Source organism: Achromobacter sp. RW408 (genome assembly GCF_003184165.1).
Taxonomy (GTDB): Bacteria; Pseudomonadota; Gammaproteobacteria; order Burkholderiales; family Burkholderiaceae_B; genus Achromobacter; species Achromobacter xylosoxidans.
This window is the reverse complement of the sequence record NZ_QHHO01000022.1, coordinates 500,285-517,044: the sequence shown is the minus strand read 5'-3', so window position 1 is coordinate 517,044 and position 16,760 is coordinate 500,285. Positions and strand designations below refer to the sequence as shown.

General features: G+C 66.4%; 17 protein-coding genes. 11 read left to right on the top strand and 6 right to left on the bottom strand.

All coding sequences use genetic code 11. The features are described 5' to 3' along the window. Positions 1-120: 120 nt before the first annotated feature. The 8 genes from DK459_RS04655 (at position 121) to DK459_RS04620 (ending at position 8,960) form a co-directional block, all read left to right on the top strand. Positions 121-609, top strand: coding sequence for an Lrp/AsnC family transcriptional regulator (locus DK459_RS04655; protein WP_006385018.1), 489 nt, complete (start codon positions 121-123; stop codon positions 607-609). A gap of 159 nt (positions 610-768) precedes the next feature. After that, positions 769-1,281: a winged helix DNA-binding protein gene (locus DK459_RS04650; RefSeq protein ID WP_006385017.1), complete on the top strand. Its 513-nt coding sequence runs from the start codon at positions 769-771 to the stop codon at positions 1,279-1,281. A 9-nt stretch (positions 1,282-1,290) separates the two neighbouring features. Next, a complete protein-coding gene (locus DK459_RS04645) occupies positions 1,291-3,144 on the top strand; it encodes a dipeptide ABC transporter ATP-binding protein (protein WP_054447735.1) in 1,854 nt (617 codons plus the stop codon). Between the two features lie 53 nt (positions 3,145-3,197). After that, positions 3,198-4,730 carry an ABC transporter substrate-binding protein gene (locus tag DK459_RS04640; protein WP_006385015.1) on the top strand — a complete coding sequence of 511 codons (1,533 nt, stop codon included), beginning with the start codon at positions 3,198-3,200 and terminating at the stop codon, positions 4,728-4,730. A 187-nt stretch (positions 4,731-4,917) separates the two neighbouring features. Further along, the gene (locus DK459_RS04635) at positions 4,918-5,841 is read left to right on the top strand and encodes an ABC transporter permease (RefSeq protein ID WP_006385014.1); all 924 of its coding nucleotides are present in this window, start codon (positions 4,918-4,920) and stop codon (positions 5,839-5,841) included. Between the two features lie 5 nt (positions 5,842-5,846). Then, positions 5,847-6,713: an ABC transporter permease gene (locus DK459_RS04630; protein ID WP_024069588.1), complete on the top strand. Its 867-nt coding sequence runs from the start codon at positions 5,847-5,849 to the stop codon at positions 6,711-6,713. A 57-nt stretch (positions 6,714-6,770) separates the two neighbouring features. After that, complete coding sequence (locus DK459_RS04625; protein ID WP_024069589.1) at positions 6,771-8,510, top strand: hypothetical protein; 1,740 nt, start codon at positions 6,771-6,773, stop codon at positions 8,508-8,510. Between the two features lie 12 nt (positions 8,511-8,522). Continuing rightward, positions 8,523-8,960, top strand: coding sequence for an acetyltransferase (locus tag DK459_RS04620; protein ID WP_020928528.1), 438 nt, complete (start codon positions 8,523-8,525; stop codon positions 8,958-8,960). A 5-nt stretch (positions 8,961-8,965) separates the two neighbouring features. On the opposite strand, the gene DK459_RS04615 is transcribed toward DK459_RS04620, so the two are convergent. Next, on the bottom strand, positions 8,966-9,241 hold the full coding sequence (locus tag DK459_RS04615) for a type II toxin-antitoxin system RelE/ParE family toxin (protein WP_026384571.1): 276 nt from the start codon (positions 9,239-9,241) through the stop codon (positions 8,966-8,968). Beyond that, positions 9,241-9,507: a CopG family ribbon-helix-helix protein gene (locus DK459_RS04610; RefSeq protein WP_024069590.1), complete on the bottom strand. Its 267-nt coding sequence runs from the start codon at positions 9,505-9,507 to the stop codon at positions 9,241-9,243. Before DK459_RS04610 ends, DK459_RS04615 begins: the two co-directional genes overlap by 1 nt. Before the next feature lie 246 nt (positions 9,508-9,753). Here DK459_RS04610 and DK459_RS04605 point away from each other — a divergent pair, with 246 nt between their 5' ends. The 3 genes from DK459_RS04605 to DK459_RS04595 all read left to right on the top strand — a co-directional run bounded on the left by DK459_RS04605 (position 9,754) and on the right by DK459_RS04595 (position 14,009). After that, positions 9,754-10,281: a sigma-70 family RNA polymerase sigma factor gene (locus DK459_RS04605; protein WP_024069591.1), complete on the top strand. Its 528-nt coding sequence runs from the start codon at positions 9,754-9,756 to the stop codon at positions 10,279-10,281. Then, the gene (locus DK459_RS04600; RefSeq protein ID WP_024069592.1) at positions 10,274-11,323 is read left to right on the top strand and encodes a FecR domain-containing protein; all 1,050 of its coding nucleotides are present in this window, start codon (positions 10,274-10,276) and stop codon (positions 11,321-11,323) included. The genes DK459_RS04605 and DK459_RS04600 overlap by 8 nt, the downstream gene beginning before the upstream one ends. A gap of 259 nt (positions 11,324-11,582) precedes the next feature. Next, complete coding sequence (locus DK459_RS04595) at positions 11,583-14,009, top strand: TonB-dependent receptor (protein ID WP_070543066.1); 2,427 nt, start codon at positions 11,583-11,585, stop codon at positions 14,007-14,009. A 52-nt stretch (positions 14,010-14,061) separates the two neighbouring features. Here DK459_RS04595 and DK459_RS04590 read toward each other — a convergent pair whose 3' ends face one another. The 4 genes from DK459_RS04590 to DK459_RS04575 form a co-directional block, all read right to left on the bottom strand. Beyond that, positions 14,062-14,268 (bottom strand): oxidoreductase-like domain-containing protein, encoded by a 207-nt coding sequence (locus tag DK459_RS04590; protein ID WP_006385007.1) that lies wholly within the window; start codon positions 14,266-14,268, stop codon positions 14,062-14,064. Next, complete coding sequence (locus DK459_RS04585) at positions 14,265-14,840, bottom strand: GNAT family N-acetyltransferase (RefSeq protein ID WP_026384566.1); 576 nt, start codon at positions 14,838-14,840, stop codon at positions 14,265-14,267. The genes DK459_RS04590 and DK459_RS04585 overlap by 4 nt, the downstream gene beginning before the upstream one ends. A gap of 175 nt (positions 14,841-15,015) precedes the next feature. Then, on the bottom strand, positions 15,016-15,651 hold the full coding sequence (locus DK459_RS04580; RefSeq protein WP_054498683.1) for a bifunctional 2-polyprenyl-6-hydroxyphenol methylase/3-demethylubiquinol 3-O-methyltransferase UbiG: 636 nt from the start codon (positions 15,649-15,651) through the stop codon (positions 15,016-15,018). After that, positions 15,648-16,760: lytic murein transglycosylase (locus DK459_RS04575; RefSeq protein ID WP_110134598.1), on the bottom strand; the 1,113-nt coding region annotated here is incomplete at its 5' end. The genes DK459_RS04575 and DK459_RS04580, both read right to left, overlap by 4 nt.

The window sequence follows — 16,760 nt, the reverse complement described above, 5'->3', positions numbered from 1 at the left end:
TGTGGATTCGATGAAACGGCTGGCAGGAAAGTTAGCGAAATATCATACGATGGAAGGAAATTTGAAACCTCACCTAAATTTTCCTTAAAATCGTCAAAATTCGATCGTTTGAACGAATATATGGAAAAAATAGACAAGTTTGATCTGAATATCATTTCCTGCCTGCAACGCGAAGGTTCGCTGTCGCAGCGCGAGCTGGCCGATCGGGTGGGGTTGTCGCAGAACGCGTGCTGGCGGCGGTTGCAGCGGCTGAACGCCTGCGGCATCATCCGCGGCACCCGCGCCGAGGTGAACCTGGCGGAACTCGGGCTGGACCTGACGGTGTTCGTGATGATCCGCACCAGCCACCATGCCAAGGAATGGGCCGACGGTTTCCGCAAGCACGTGGAACGCCTGCCCGAAGTGACCGGGTTCTACCGCATCGGCGGCGACTGGGACTACCTGATCCAGGTGGTCTGCCGCGGCATCGCGGGGTACGACCGCTTCTACCAGAAGCTGATCACCGATTTCGAGCTGTCCACGGTGACGGGGTTCTTCAGCATGGAAGCCATCATCGAGAACCGGCCGCCCGACCTGGGGCTGCTGCAGGAGTCCGTGGGCAACGCGTAGCGCCCACGGTTGGCCGCGGGCGGCGCGGCGGCTTGAATAACCGGCGGTCATGATCGCCCGGGGCGGCTTATATCCACGGGTTATCCCGGATGCCTCCATATCCACAAATCGTCAATAATTCGCCAACGTTTTGTCGTCGATCCGTCCCCACCGCCGCCCATGTCCGTTTCCGTCCGGGACGCCATTGTTTCCTCCTCCCATCTCGCCTCGTCCGCCCCGGAGCTGTCCGAGGTGGAGTTCGGCCTGATCATCGCCTCGCACGCCTTCAACCGCTGGATGGTCCGCTGCATGGCCTGTGCCGGGCTGCCCGAGCTGACCTCGCTGGACATCCTGGTGCTGAACCACGTGTTCCATCGCGGCCGCGGCAAGAAACTGGCGGACATCTGCTTCACGCTCAATGTCGAAGACACCCACCTGGTGAACTATTCGCTCAAGAAGCTGGAGCGGCTGGGCGTGGTGCAAAGCGCCAAGACCGGCAAGGAAGTGATCTACACCACCACCGATGCCGGCGCCGCCGCGATCCAGCGCTACGCCGAAGTGCGCGAGCAATGCCTGGTGAAACCCTTCATCGACTCCCCCGCCGCGGACGATGCCAGCCACCAGCTGGCCAATACCCTGCGCGCCCTGTCGGGCCTGTACGACCAGGCCGCGCGCGCCGCCACCTCGCTGTGAGAATCCACGTTGTCTAGCATTCCCGCCTCTTGCCCCCAGCCGCTGCTCTCCGTGCGCGGCATCTCGGTGGACTTCAATACCGAAAACGGCGTGTTCCGCGCCGTCGAGAACCTGGACTTCGACGTGCGGCCGGGCAAGACGCTGGCCATCGTCGGCGAGTCCGGCTCGGGCAAGTCGGTGACGTCCATGGCCATCATGCGGCTGACGGACTACAACAACGGCCGCATCGCCACCGGCCAGATCCTGTTCCGCGACGGCGACGACCGCGAGGTCGACCTGACGGCCGCGTCCGACGAGCGGATGCGCGCGATCCGAGGCAACGACATCGCCATGATCTTCCAGGAGCCGATGACCTCGCTGAACCCGGTATTCACCATCGGCGACCAGATCATCGAGGCCATCATGCTGCACCAGCAGTTGTCGCGCTCGGCCGCCCGCAAGGCGGCGCGCGCGCTGCTGGAGAAGGTGCGCCTGCCGGACGCCGAGCAATTGCTGGACCGCTATCCGCACCAATTGTCGGGCGGCATGCGCCAGCGCGTGATGATCGCGATGGCGCTGTCGTGCCAGCCGCGCCTGCTGATCGCCGACGAACCCACCACCGCGCTGGACGTGACCATCCAGGCGCAGATCCTGAACACCATCCGCGAATTGCAGCGCGACCTGGGCACCGCCGTGATCTTCATCACCCACGACATGGGCGTGGTGGCCGAGATGGCCGACGACGTGGTGGTGATGCTGCGCGGCAGGAAGGTCGAGCAGGGCCCGGTGGAAGAGATCTTCCGCGCGCCCAAGCATCCCTATACCCGCGCCCTGCTGGCCGCCGTGCCGCGCCTGGGCAGCCTGACCGGCCGCGACCTGCCGCTGCGCACGCCGCAGACGGTGCTGGAAGGCGACACGCTGCGCGAAGTGGGCGAGACCCGCGAGCAGGACACGGCCCGCTACGACGAGCCGGTGCTGCGCGTCGAGAAGCTGACCACGCGCTTTGACGTCGGCCACAACCTGTTCGGCCGTGTCACCCACCGCGTGCACGCGGTCGAGGAAGTCAGCTTCGACGTCTACCCCGGCGAAACGCTGGCGCTGGTGGGCGAATCGGGCAGCGGCAAGTCGACCATCGGCAAGACCCTGCAGCAGCTGGTGGCGCCGACCTCGGGCGCGGTGCGCTACAACGGCCAGGACATCTTCTCGATGGACGCCGCCGGCCGCCAGCGCCTGCGCCAGGAGATCCAGTACATCTTCCAGGATCCGTATGCCTCGCTGGACCCGCGCAAGACCGTGGCCTTCAGCATCGCCGAGCCGATCCGCACCCATCGCCTGCTGACCGACGAGGCCGCCATCGCGCGCCGCGTCGGCGAGCTGCTGGAACAGGTGGGCCTGAAACCCGAGCACGCGCGCCGCTATCCGCATGAATTCTCCGGCGGCCAGCGCCAGCGCGTCTGCATCGCCCGCGCCCTGGCCAGCGACCCCAAGCTGATCATCGCCGACGAATCGGTGTCGGCGCTGGACGTGTCGATCCAGGCGCAGATCCTGAACCTGCTGATGGACCTGCAGAAAGACCGCGGCCTGTCGTACCTGTTCATCACCCACGACATGGCGGTGGTGGAGAAGGTCAGCCACCGCGTGGCGGTGCTGTACCTGGGCCAGATCGTGGAACTGGGCACGCGCCGCCAGATCTTCGAATCGCCGCAGCATGCCTACACCCGCAAGCTGCTGGCCGCCGTGCCGGTGGCCGAGCCCGGCCGCCACATCGACACCTCGCTGATCGAGGGCGAGATCCCCAGCCCGGTGCGGCGCGTGGGCGACGAGCCGGCGATCATTCCCCTGGTTGAATTCGCGCCCGGCCACCGCGTGGCCCGCGCCGCCTGAACCTTCCGTTTTCTACACGTCGGCCCGGCCGATTTCCCGTCCTGGAGTTGAACATGCTCTCCCTACGCAAAACCTTCACCGCCACCGCCCTGGCCCTGGCGCTGGGCGGCGCGCTGCCCGCGGTCCTGTCGACCGCCCAGGCCGCCGGCACGCTCAACGTCGCCATCAACCAGGATCCGGGCAGCTGGGATCCGATCGACACCTTCGTGACGTTCTGGGGTTCGGTCGGCAGCAACCTGTACGACGGCCTGACCATGCGCGGCGCCGACCTGAAGCTGCAACCCGGCCTGGCCACCAAGTGGGAATACCTGGACGACAACAAGCGCCTGCGCTTCACGCTGCGCCAGGGCGTCAAGTTCCACAATGGCGAGCCGTTCAACGCCGAGGCCGTCAAGTTCACGTTCGAGCGCCTGCTGGGCGCGGAAGGGGCCAAAGGCCCGCAGAAGTCGAACTACGACTCGATCGGCGAGGTCAAGGTGGTGGACGAATACACCGTCGACTTCATCCTCAAGCAACCCGATCCGGTGCTGCTGACCAAGCTGGCCGGCTACGGCGCCATGATCGTGCCGCCCAAGTACATTCAGGAAAAGGGCGAAGAGAACTTCAACACCCACCCGGTCGGCACCGGCCCGTTCAAGTTCGAGAGCTACCAGCCCAAGGTCAACGTGACCCTGGCGCGCAATGACGACTACTGGGGCGGCAAGCCCAAGCTGGACAAGGTGGTCTACCGCTTCATCAGCGAGCCCGGCACCCAGGTCGCCGAACTGCAGGCCGGGCGCGTGGACATCGCCACCCTGATCCCGCTGGGCCTGATCGAGACGGTCAAGAAGTCGGGCAACGCCGACGTCATCTCGACCGGCGGCCCGGTGGCCTTCGCGCTGCGCTACAACACCAAGAACGGCATCACCCAGAACCGCGACGTGCGCCGCGCGCTGATCATGGCGGTGGACCGCGACACCATCGTCAAGCAACTCCTGCTGGGCCAGGCCAAGACCATCGCCAGCTTCCAGGGTCCGCAGTCGTTCGGCTACAACCCCGAGCAGAAACCCCTGCCCTTCAACCCCGCCGAAGCCAAGAAGCTGCTGGCCGGCGCCGGCATCAAGCCGGGCGCGACGGTGCAGATCGACGTGCGCGGCAGCGATTCGAACTTCCGCGAAGTGGCCCAGGCGGTGTCGGGCTATCTGCAGGCGGTGGGCGTGCGCGCCACCATCAAGCCGTACGAAACCGGCGTGCTGCTCAACGACATCATCCCCGGCGGCAAGACCGGCGAGATGTGGCAGAACCAATGGGGCGGCTGGACCTACGACTACGACAACACGGCCTACCTGATGTACCACTCGGGCCAGAAGTGGAATCCGTACGACAACGATCCCAAGCTGAACGCCATGCTGGAAGCGCAGCGCACCGTCTATGACGTGAAAAAGCGCGAAGCCATGCTGCAGGAGATCGCCGGCTACGTGGCCGACCAGGCGCTGGAACTGCCGCTGTACAGCCTGAACACCATCGTCGGCGTGAACAAGCGCGTGAAGGGCCTGGAAGTGCCGGGCGACATCCGCTTCCGGTTCCTGGAAACTGCGGTGGAGTAAAGCCCACCCCCGAAGCGCTGCGCGCTTCCCCCTCGAGGGGGCATGCCAGGGGACCGGCAAAGCCGGCTCCCCGGCATCCCGCCAGGGGGCGGTGCTCGAATCGGCGCCGTGATGCTTGTGAAGCACTTGAAGTATTTGACGCATTAACCCTACTGATTCGCCGGGGCGAAAGCCCGGGCGGAGCCTCATGACCGGATTTTTGATTAAACGCGTGTTGCAGGCGGTCTTCGTGATCGTGGCCGTGACGCTGCTCGTCTCCTATGCCGTGCGCCTGACCGGCGACCCCGCGCTGATGCTCAGCCAGGGCTCGGGCAGCGTCACCGAGCAGGACCTGGCCAACATCCGCCAGGCGCTGGGCCTGAACCGGCCGTTCCACGAGCAATACCTGAGCTACATGCAAGGCCTGCTGCACGGCGACTTCGGCCGCAGCTTCATGGGCGGCACCTCGGTCGCCAAGCTGATCGGCGACGCGTTGCCGGCCACGCTGATGCTGGCGTTCACCTCGCTGATCGCGTCGATCCTGATTTCGCTGCCGCTGGGCATCCAGGCCGCCATCAAGCGCGGCAAGCCCACCGACCAGGCGATCCGCATCCTGTCGCTGGTGGGGCTGTCGTTCCCCAACTTCTGGCTGGCGCTGATGCTGGTGCTGCTGCTGTCGATCACCTTCCCGCTGCTGCCGCCGTCGGGCTGGAGCGGTCCGGCCAGCCTGGTGCTGCCGTCGCTGACCATGGCCATCATCCTGTCGGCCACCAACATCCGCCTGGTGCGCACCACCATGCTGGAGACGCTGTCGGCCCAGTACATCATGGTGGCGCGCAGCAAGGGCCTGAAGGAACGCATCGTGCTGTACAAGCACGCGCTGCGCAACTGCGCCATTCCGCTCATCACCTACCTGGGCCTGCAATTCGGCGGCCTGATCGGCGGCATCGTCGTCATCGAGATGGTGTTCAACTGGCCCGGCCTGGGCACGCTGGCGTTCGACGCCATCTCCGGCCGCGACTACCCGGTGCTGCAAGGCACGGTCACCGTGCTGGCCGCCGTCATCGTCCTGGTCAACCTGATCGTCGACATCGCCTACGGCATCGTCGATCCCCGTATCCGCACGCGGTGAGCCCCATGCAGACCACTACTTCCCCCGCCGCCCCCAAGGCAATCAAGCCGCGCAGCCGCTACCGCTCGCTGGAGTTCGTGCTGGGCGCCATGCTGACCGGCATCATGATCGTCCTGGTGCTGGCCTCGGGCTGGCTGTTCCCCGATGGCGGCGAGTCCATGGACCTGACCGCCCGCCTGATGGCGCCCTTCACCAGCGCCGCCCACCTGTTCGGCACCGACCCGCTGGGCCGCGACGTGCTGGCGCGCGTCATCGTCGGCGGCAAGATCTCGCTGCTGGTGGGCTTCGCGTCGGTGCTGGGCGGCGCCCTGCTCGGCATCATCATGGGCCTGATCGCCGGCTACTACCGCGGCTTCTGGGACATGATCGTGATGCGCTTTGCCGACGTGCAACTGGCGCTGCCGTTCATCCTGGTGGCCATCACCTTCATCGCCATCCTGGGCGGCGGCCTGTTCAACGTGATCTTCTTCATGATCATCTCGCAGTGGGTGCAATACGCGCGCGTGGTGCGGGCCCAGGTGCTGGCGCTGCGCGAACGCGAATTCGTGCTGGCGGCGCGCGCCTTCGGCGTGCGCGACCTGGCCATGATCCGCCATCACATCGTGCCCAACCTGCTGGGGCCGCTGGTGATCCTGATGACGCTGAACGTCGCCAACAACATCCTGCTGGAAAGCAGCCTGACCTTCCTGGGCTTGGGCGTGGATCCCATGATCCCGAGCTGGGGCGGTATGCTGGCCGATGGCCGCACCTACATGCAGACGGCGTGGTGGGTGAGCGTGTTCCCCGGCCTGGCGATCATGCTGACGGTGCTGGGCCTGAACCTGCTGGGCGACTGGCTGCGCGACCGCCTGGACCCCACCGGCAAGGTGTAAATGTATGCCCCCGCCTTGGGGCGGCCTGCTCCGGCAGGCACTTGAGGACTACTGACGATGGCATTGCTGGAAAAGACATTCGACCGCACGCTGGACGCCTGGATCCATGCCTACAAGGCCCCGGCCTGGCGCGGCGCGGCCGTCGAAGGCTGGCTGTTCGAGGGCGTCGATGCGCGCCGCGAAGCCGAGGCGCGGCTGGCGCAGGCCGGCGTGACGGCGCGCTTTCGCAGCGCCTACAAGCCGCTGCTGCACTACTTCCTGGAAGAGGTCGAGCGCGACGGCCTGGTGGCGGTCGAGCTGCGCTACCCGCTGCACGAGCACGCCCAGGCCAAGCGCTTCACCCTCGAAGCCTACCCGCTGGTGGCGCTGCTGCAAGGCGTGCGCGTGACGATGAAGCCGGGCGCGTCCGACCTGCACTACGACGTCACGCTCGTCTACGCCGACGGCCGACGCCGTGAAGATCGCGTGTTCGCGCCCAACCAGCTTGGCCAGGCGCAGGACGGCAAGCCCGAACTGTCGCCCACCGGGTGGCTGCGCGTGCGCGACGCCGACGGCGCCATCCAGACCGACGCGGCCCAGGCCACCGAATACCAGCAGGCCTTCCGCAGCATCGTCGACACGGTGCGCAACCATCCCTGGGGCGCGCACGAGCCGTATTTCGACCGGCTGGAGATCCGCGTCGACCTGCCCGGCATGGACTTCGCGCTGCCGGTCGACGAGGAAATCGTCAGCACCTTCGAGGCGCTGCACGAAGACCTGTACTTCACGCTGCTCGAACACTTCCAGCACCATTCCGGCCGCCCCTCCGGCGACCGCGGCCTGCAACCCGGCCAGATCATTCCCGACATCCGCCGCCACGACGGCGCGGCGCGCGTGCAGGTGACGCTGGAACCCTTCGCGCCGCCGGCGCCGGTGGCGCCCGTGGCGCTGGACGCGCCGCTGGCCGAACTGCGCCAGCCGCTGGCCGCCGCGCAGATCGCCGGCTGCATGGCCGCGCTGGGCGGCGACGCCTTCCAGGCCGTTTCGCGCCAGGGACGCCCGGTGCTGGGCACCTACCTGCGCGGGCCCGGCCCGGCGGTCTTCATCTCGGGCGCGCAGCACGCCAACGAGACCTCCGGCGTGGTCGGCGCGCTGCGCGCGGCGCAAGCGCTGAAGGCGCGCGGCGACGCCCATTTCGCGCTGATCGCGGCCGAGAATCCGGACGGCTACGCGCTCTTTAACCGCCTGCGCGAACAGCATCCGCGCCACATGCTGCACGCCTCGCGCTACAGCGCGCTGGGCGACGACATCGCCTACCGCGAGCACGCGCCATTCTTCGAACGCGAAGGCCGCCACCAGGCCCACGCCATCAGCGGCGCGCAGTTGCACATCAACCTGCACGGCTACCCGGCCCACGAGTGGACCCGCCCCCTGTCGGGCTACCTGCCGCGCAATTTCGAGCTGTGGACCATCCCCAAGGGCTTCTTCCTGGTGCTGCGCCACCACCCGGGCTGGAGCGAGCGCGCCCGCCGCCTGATCGAGGGAGTGACGGCGCGGCTGGCCCGCAACGTGCCCGGCCTGGTCGAATTCAATGCGCGCCAGCTTGAACTATTCCACGCGCACGCGCTCGAAACCGGATTCGATGTGCTGAACGGCATTCCCGTGCAGGTCACGGAGACCGACCGGGAAGAGCTGCCGATGGCGCTGATCTCCGAGTTTCCGGATGAAACCGTGTACGGAGACCGCTTCGTTTTCGCGCATACTGTGCAAATGGAAACCGTCCTGGCGGCGACCGATATCCACCGCTCCGGACATTAGCAAGCGCCCGACATGAACATCCGAGAACGCAACCACGGCGACGATCTCGCCCTGGTGGACATCTGGCTCCGTTCGGTACGGGCCACCCATACGTTCCTGTCCGAAAAGGAAATCCAGGCCATGTACCCGCAGGTGCTCAACACCTACCTGCCGTCGGTCCGCGTCTGGGTCTGTGAGGACGATGCCGGCGAAGTCGCCGGCTTCATGGGCCTGAACGGCAACAAGGTCGAGATGCTGTTCGTCGACGCCAACAAACGCGGCAAGGGCGCCGGGCGGCGCCTGCTGAATTTCGCGCTGTCGCTGCACGGCAGCCTGCGGGTCGACGTCAACGAGCAGAACCCGCAGGCGCATGGTTTCTACAAGCACTATGGCTTTGAAGACGTGGGCCGCTCGGAAACCGACGACGCGGGGCGGCCGCGGCCGATCATTCATATGAAGCTGGCGGGCTGAGGCCGTCAGCGGTTCTCCCGGGTGTGCCACAGTCGCAATACGTAGATGATCGAATCCCGGATCTCGTAACGTATTTCGTACTCCCCGACCAATATCCTGCGTACCTCGCGCGGTTCGAACTGAAATAGCTGCTCGCCAATGCGGGAGTTGGTCGGCAAAACACTTGAAGCCTTGACCAGCGCTTGCACAGCCCGTACGGCCGCGGGCCTATTCACCGCCGCCAGGAATTCATGCAAGCGCGCCAGATCGGAAAGCGCCTTGCTGGTCCACTTCATTTCCATCATCGCGGCAGCGGCAATGGCTGGTCAGAGCCCAGGCTCTCCGCCCAGGCTTGCACGGCTTGGTCATCCACAATCCGACCAGCATCCACGTCAGCAAGCGCTTGCTCGGTGAGCTTGTCACGTTCCTCCTCTTGGGCAATCCAAGCGGACAGTGCCTGCTTCACGATCCAGCCGCGAGATCGGTCCAGGCGCACAGCCATCTGATCGACCTTCTCGGCCAACGGAAGCGGCACATGTGCGGTCAGCACCTTGGTTGCGGGACTCATCTTGTATCTCCAGAGGGGTACTGTCAGCATGGGCAGCCTATTTTAATCGAAGTGATTAATTCTTAATCAAAAAAGATCATCAGATGCGGTTTGGCAGGGCAGAAGCCAGGCGTCCCCGCACAAGACAAGACGGTTTCAGACAATCGCCCGGTTCGGACGCTTGATAGCCATACGATAATAAAAATCATTCCCCGTCAATAGACAAACCATGATCCTTCGGTCACCCCGTGGCATGGTGACTTGTGCATGAGCGCCCCCGCCTATCCCTCGCCTCCCTCGCTGGAAACCCTCTACCACGATCATCACGGCTGGTTGCGGAGCTGGTTGCAACGCCGCCTGGGCAACGATTCCGATGCCGCGGATCTGGCGCACGACGCCTTCCTGCGCTTATTGGCCAAACCGGTGGGCCGCGAGTTCCACGGCTTTCTCCAGGCTCGCGCCTGGCTGCGCACCGCCGCCAGCGGCCTGTGCGTGGACCTGTGGCGTCGCCGCGAAATCGAACGCGTCTGGCTGCAAACCCTGGCCGCCCAGCCCGAGCCGCTGGCGCCGTCGCCCGAGGATCGGGCGCTTGTCGTCGAGGCCCTGCTGCAAATCGGCGCGATGCTCGGCCGCCTGTCGCAAAAGGCGGCGAGCGCCTTCATCATGGCTCAGGTGGACGGGATGCCCTATCGCGCCATCGCGGCGCAGTTGTCCGTCTCCGAACGCATGGTCAAGAAGTACATCGCCCAGGCCATGCTGCAATGCGCCTTGATCGAGGCCGGCCGGGGTGACTGATCCCGCGCCCGGCAAAGCGAAGCGCCCCCCGCGGAGCCAACGGGCCGCGGCAACCGCGCCTGCCGCGGCGCGAACCAAGCCCCGTATCCAGAGCCTGGAGCAGGCGGCGCAGTGGTACGCCAGACTGCGCGACGAGCGCGCCACCGACGCGGATCGGGTCGCCTGGCAGGCCTGGCTGCAGGCGCCGGAGCATCAGGCCGCCTGGGCCTGTATCGACAAGGTCAGCCGCAAGTTCGACCCGTTGCGCGGCTATGGCCCACCGGGCACGACAGCCGCGGTCGCCAGCGGCGAGGCGGCGCGACGCGCGGTGAATGCCCGACGCCAGGCCCTGAAAGTCATTCCCGGCGTCATGGGCCTGGGCCTGTTCGCCCTGGGTTGGCGCTACACGCCGCTGCCCGAGATGGTGGCGGCGCTGCGGGCCGACCACCACACCGGCACCGGCAAGCGGCAGCGCCTGGTGTTGACGGACGGTTCGCGCGTATGGCTCAACACCCGCAGCGCGCTGGACGTGGACTACCGGCGCCAGGAACGGCGCCTCATCGTCCTGGGCGGCGAAATCCTGGTCCAGACCGCGCAAGACAAGCTGCGGCGCCCGTTCTACGTGGATACGGTGCATGGCCGGCTGCAAGCCCTGGGCACCCGCTACTCGGTGCTCCTGGGCCGCGCATCAACGCGCGTCGACGTATTCGAGGGCTCAATGGAAATCCGCACGAACGCGGGACGGACACTGCAGGTTCACGACGGGCAAGCCGCCACGTTCGACACCCAGCAAATACGCGCCCTGGCGGGCGCCGATCCGATGCGTGAAGCCTGGGTTCACGGCGTGGTGCCGGCGGACCACATCCGCCTGGCGGACTTGCTGGCCGAACTGGGCCGCTATCGCCACGGCCATCTCGGCGTCGCCCCGGAAGTGGCGGACATTCGCGTCATGGGCGTCTTCCCGACCGACGATACGGACCGGGCGCTGACCATGCTGGAGCAGACCCTGCCCATCCGGGTACGCCGTCGCCTGCCGTGGTGGACGACGGTCGAAGGTCGCTGAACCGCCCCGAGTTGAAAGGCATCACGCCCGCGTCGGTCACCTTCCTTGATCCGCACGCATCGTACCGGCCTCGCCTCCTCAATAGGACCAAAGGCAGTTCCCCTTTTTCCGTCCAGTTCGGTTTAGTGCATAAGAGACGATGATCGGAGGAACGCGAGCCTTTCGTCCCGATCCGGCCCGCCCACGGAACGCGACGGAAAACCGTGCCTGCCATCGATGGTCGTCTCTCCATCCAAGTCACTTCCGGAGAGATCAATTGATGCCACGTCCCATTATCCGCCCGCGTGGCCCCGCGCTGCGTCCGTTGGCGCTGGCACTGAACCTAGCCATGGCGGGCTCGCTGCTCGCCTCCATGGGCGCGATGCCCGCCGCACAGGCGCAGACCGCCGCCGCGCCGGCACGCCGTTACGACATTCCCGCCGGCCCGCTCAACACGACCTTGAACCGCTACGCAGAAGAAGCAGGGATATTGTTATCCGCGCCAGGCGTCCTGACACAAGGCAGGTACGGGCCTGGCCTGTCCGGCGCGGCGACCGTCGAACAGGGCTTCGCCCGGCTGCTTCAGGGCCAAGGATTGCAGGCAGTACGCCTGGCTGATGGTAGCTATGTCTTGCATCAGTCCACGCCGGATAGCCGTGCCGTGACCTTGCCTGCTGTGCGCGTAACGGCAACGCCATCCGCGCCATCGGCAGTGCCCGAGCCCTATGCCGGCGGCCACGTGGCCCGGGGTGGCCGCCTGGGCTTGCTGGGCAACAAGGATGTCATGGAAACGCCGTTCAGCACGAGCAGCTATACCTCGCGCATGATCGAGGATTGGCAGGCCGATACGGTGGCCGAGGTGTTGCGGGCGGACGCATCGGTAAGAGAGACGTTCCCCGAATCGGGTCCGACAGAATTCTTCAATGTGCGGGGCTTCCACATGCCAAGCACGGATTTCGCCTGGAATGGCCTTTTCGGTCTGACGCCGGGCTTTCGCGTCGCCACGGAGTTCCTTGAACGGGTGGAAGTGCTAAAAGGCCCGGGCGCTCTGTTGTATGGCATGACTCCGGCCGGTTCCGTGGGCGGGGTCATCAACCTGGTGCCCAAACGCGCTGGCGACAAGCCGTTGACCCGCCTGACTACCAGGTATGCCTCGGATTCGGAGCTGGGCGCCCATTTGGACATGGGGCGACGATTCGGACAGGAGAATGAATTCGGCATCCGGGTCAATACCGCCACATCCAATGGCAACACCGCATTGGACGGCCAGAGAGAGAAGCGGGAAATGGCCGCGGTGGCGCTCGACTTTCGCGCAGAGCGGCTGCGCATCGCGCTGGATGCCTACAGCATCGATGGCAAGAAGCGCGGCGCCATGCCGCTCTTCACCACTTTCGCCAACGAACACGTTCCTGCGGCTCCCGATCCTGCGACCAACACCATGCCGGGGGCGTATTCCTCCGAGCGCAGCAAGGCGCTCATCGGCTCGCTCGAATTCGATTTCAACGAACATTGGACCGGATTCGCGGCCATCGGCACCAAGCATCAAAGCAGTTCCGGCTACATGAACAACGCGCTGGGCATGAATGCGCAAGCCTCGGGCGACTACATGGGCATGGCCAAGAATACGAGAAGCTTCTCCAATGTCAACGCCGCCAATGCCGGCATTCGCGGACGTCTGCGCACGGGCCCCGTCGGACACGAGATCACCTTCAGCGGCAATGCCATCCAACAAGCCGGCGGCGCCGTCCAAGGCCCGGTGACGATGTGGGCGTCGAACATCTACAGGCCAAGCCAACCCACGCTGACGGTCGGCCCGGCCATGGTGCCAAAATCGTCCGACTCCACCTTCAGCAGTATTGCCCTCAGCGACACGCTTTCGTTCTCGCAGGACAAGTACCTGCTGACGCTGGGCGCGCGGCAGCAGCGCGTCCGAACGAAGAACTATGCGCCGTCGGGCGCCGTGACTACCCGATATGATGAACAAGCGCTTACGCCCGCCGTTGGCTTCGTCGTCAAGCCATGGGCCCCCCCCGTCTCCATTTACGCCAACTATATCGAAGGACTCTCGCAGGGCGACAGAGTCACGGATACCACTGCCGCCAACTTTGGCGAGGTCTTCCCGCCGTACAAAAGCAAGCAGATGGAACTGGGGGCAAAGTGGGATGCAGGCAATCTACTGAATACCCTTGCCGTATTCCAGATCACTCGTCCGAGTCTCATCAAGGACAACGGCAGCAACAGATATGCGCCCGACGGAGAACAGCGCAATCGTGGCCTTGAATGGAACATCGCCGGCGCGGTGACACCGGGATTGCGCTTGCTGGGCGGAGCGACTTATCTCAAGGCGATCAACACACGGACCCGCGCCGGGCTGCTGGACGGAAGGATGGCCATGGGCGTTCCCACCTGGTTGGTCAACCTGGGCGCCGAATGGGATACCCCGTGGTTGCCCGGCCTGACGCTCCGGGCCACGGCCATCCACACAGGCCGGCAATATGCCGACAACGCCAATACGCAGAAATTGCCGGCCTGGACTCGGGTCGATCTGGGCGCCCGGTACGTCACCCGGCTGGCGGCGCACCCTGTTGCTTTCCGTGCGGGCGTGGAGAATGCCTTCAATCAGCGCTATTGGTCAGGCGCGTGGAACGGCTTTTCCTCCGTCGGCGCGCCACGCACGGTCAAGCTGGCGGTCAGCGTGGATTTCTGACTTGCGGCCCATCGCATGACGTGCGACTGCGCACTTAGGTGGCCCTTGCCCCCTACCCCGCCTCGCCATGCCGCGCCCGCCACGCCTTGAGCGCGGCGCGGTATTCGTCCATGGCTTCGTTGTAGGTGTCGTAGACGCAGGGGATACAGCCGCTGTTGCAGCATTCCTCGGGCGCGGGGGCCTCCGGCGGGACGGGCGGCGGATCGTCGTCGACGGGCGGAGTGGTGTTCGGGGTATCGGGGGTATTCGCGGGACTCATGGCCGCATGTTAGCGCCGATCGGCGCCGCCTCGTCCGCCAGCGCCCGCCATTGCTGGCGCCGGATCTCGTAGCGCAGCTTGCGCGCCTCCCCTTCGCCGGTGGTCTCGATCCAGCGCATCCCGCATTTTTCCATGACGCGCAGCGACGCGGCGTTGGCCTGTATGGCCACGGCGCTCAGCGCGTCCACCGGCAGGCGTTCGAATCCCAGCGCCAGCAGGGCGCGGGTGATTTCCGAGGCGTAGCCCCGGCCCCAACAGGTGGGCATGAACGCGTAGGCGATCTCGACCCGCTCGATCTTGCCCGACAGCGCCAGCTTGAGGCCGGCTCGGCCGGCCAGTGCGCCGCTGTCGCGCTCGCTCAGCACATACATGCCATAGCCATGTTCGGCCCAGTGCAGCATGTTGTGCTCGACGTAGCGCCGGCTGGCCGTGGCGTCGCGGGTGCCGCCCATGGAGGCCATCAGGGCAGCGTCGGCGTGCATCGCGGTGATGAAGGGCAAATGGGTCGACGACATGCGCTCGGCGCGCAGGCGCCGGGTGACGAAGGATTCGGGCAGCAGGGCGGACGGCATGATCTCGAAGCATGGACACACACGGTGCCTTGCATCATATCCATGCCCGCCCCTGCATGCCATCGCACTTTCGCACCGTGGACACACCGCTGGCGTCGCGGTACGCGGCGCAAAGCGCGGCAATCGCGGCGGGTTCCGGTCGCGCCGGCGCGGCGGCCTGGGCAGGCCTTCCCCGCTAGCCGCGCTTCAGGCCCAGGAAGCTCCAGTGCACGTCGGCGCGGTCCAGCATGTCTTCGCGCCTGACGAGGTGATGCGCCGACAGGCCATGCCCGGCCGCCAGCGCGATGGTCTCCTCGGCCGACACGTCGAACATGCGGCGGCCGGGCGGCACCGGGCCGTGGCGCAGCGACATCAGGATCTGGCCGCCGGGCGGCAGCAGGGCCGCCAGCGCCGCCATGCCACGGGCGCGCTCGTGCTCGTCCAGGTGCATCCAGACGGCGGTCAGCATGATGACGTCGAATTCGCGCCCTTGCAGGCCCGCAAGTTCGGGCAAGGCGTCATCGACCCACTCCAGGTTGGGCAGCGCGTGGCGCCGCTGGCCCTCGCGCCGCAGTTCGGGCGTGGGCTCGGCCGCCACCACCTGGTGGCCCATGCGGGCCAGCGCGGCGGCATCGCGGCCCGAGCCGGCGCCGATGTCGGCGATGCGCGACGGCGTCGCCGGGATCAGGTGCGCCACGTCGCGATGCACATCCGCGAAAGCGATGCTCTCGTACTGCTCGGCCAGGGCCGCGGCGTTTTCGCCGTAACCCTGGGTGCCCGAGACCACGGCCCCGCCGCCGTCGACAGCTTGCGCGGGATCGGCGGCGCTCATTTGGCCTTGAGCGCGTCGTAGATGCGCTTGCCGACGCGGCCGTCCTGCGGCAGGTTGCGCTTTTCCTGTTCGGCGCGCACCGCGTCGCGGGTCTTGGCGCCGGGGATGCCATCGGCGGTGCCGACGTCATAGCCGCGGGCGTTGAGCATCTCCTGCACTTCCTTGATCTGCGCGCGCGACAGGCCGGGGTCGTCCGTCGGCCAGGCCGTGGCCAGCGCCGGGCCGCCCTGCAGGCGGTTCAGCAGCAACGCCACCGCCAGCCCATAGCGGCGCGACTGGTTGTAGTGCAGGATCGCGTCGAAATTGACGGTGGCCAGGAACACCGGACCCTTGGCGCCGGTGGGCGCGAACAGGTAGGCCTGCTGGTCGTTGCCGGCGGCCAGCTTGAGCGCCGAGCCGTCGCCCTGCTTGAGACCCGCCTGGGCCCACTGCGCGATGCTGCGGCGGTCCTGCGAGCCGACGTATTCGGCGTCGGGCGCGGGCGGGATGGCGGCTGCCACGTCGGCCGGCACGCGCACCTCCACCACCGCCGGCAGGCCGTGGGTCCATTTGGCGCGGCGCTTGCGCAGGTGGTTGGCGGTCGAGGCCAGGGCGTCGGGCAGCGAGTTGTACAGGTCGATCCTGCCGTCGCCGTCGCCGTCCGCCGCCAGCTCGTAGAACGAGGTGGGGATGAACTGCGTCATGCCGAAGGCGCCGCTCCAGGAGCCGACGAAGTTGTCGGCCGGCACCACGCCGTCGCGCAGCAGGCGCACGGAGGCGTAGGCGTTCTTTTCCCACAGTGTCTTGTTCTCGGTGCAGGCGCGGGTCAGCCAGGCGTTGAGCACGTCGGTCTTGCCGACCTGGCGGCCGTAGTTGGTTTCGATGCCGAAAATGGCGACCAGCGTGGCCGGGTCCACCTGGTACTGCTGGCTGATGTCGCCCAATTGCTTGCCGTACTTGGCGAGCACCGCGCGGCCATCGGCCACGCGCTCGTCGTCAACCGTCTTGGCGATGTAGTCCCACCAGGTTTCGCGGCCCTCGGGCTGGCCCTGGGCGGACGCCACGGTGGTGGGAAGCAGCTTGGCCTTGGCGGTGTACTTGTCCCAGTCGGCCACGGTCAGGCCGTTGGC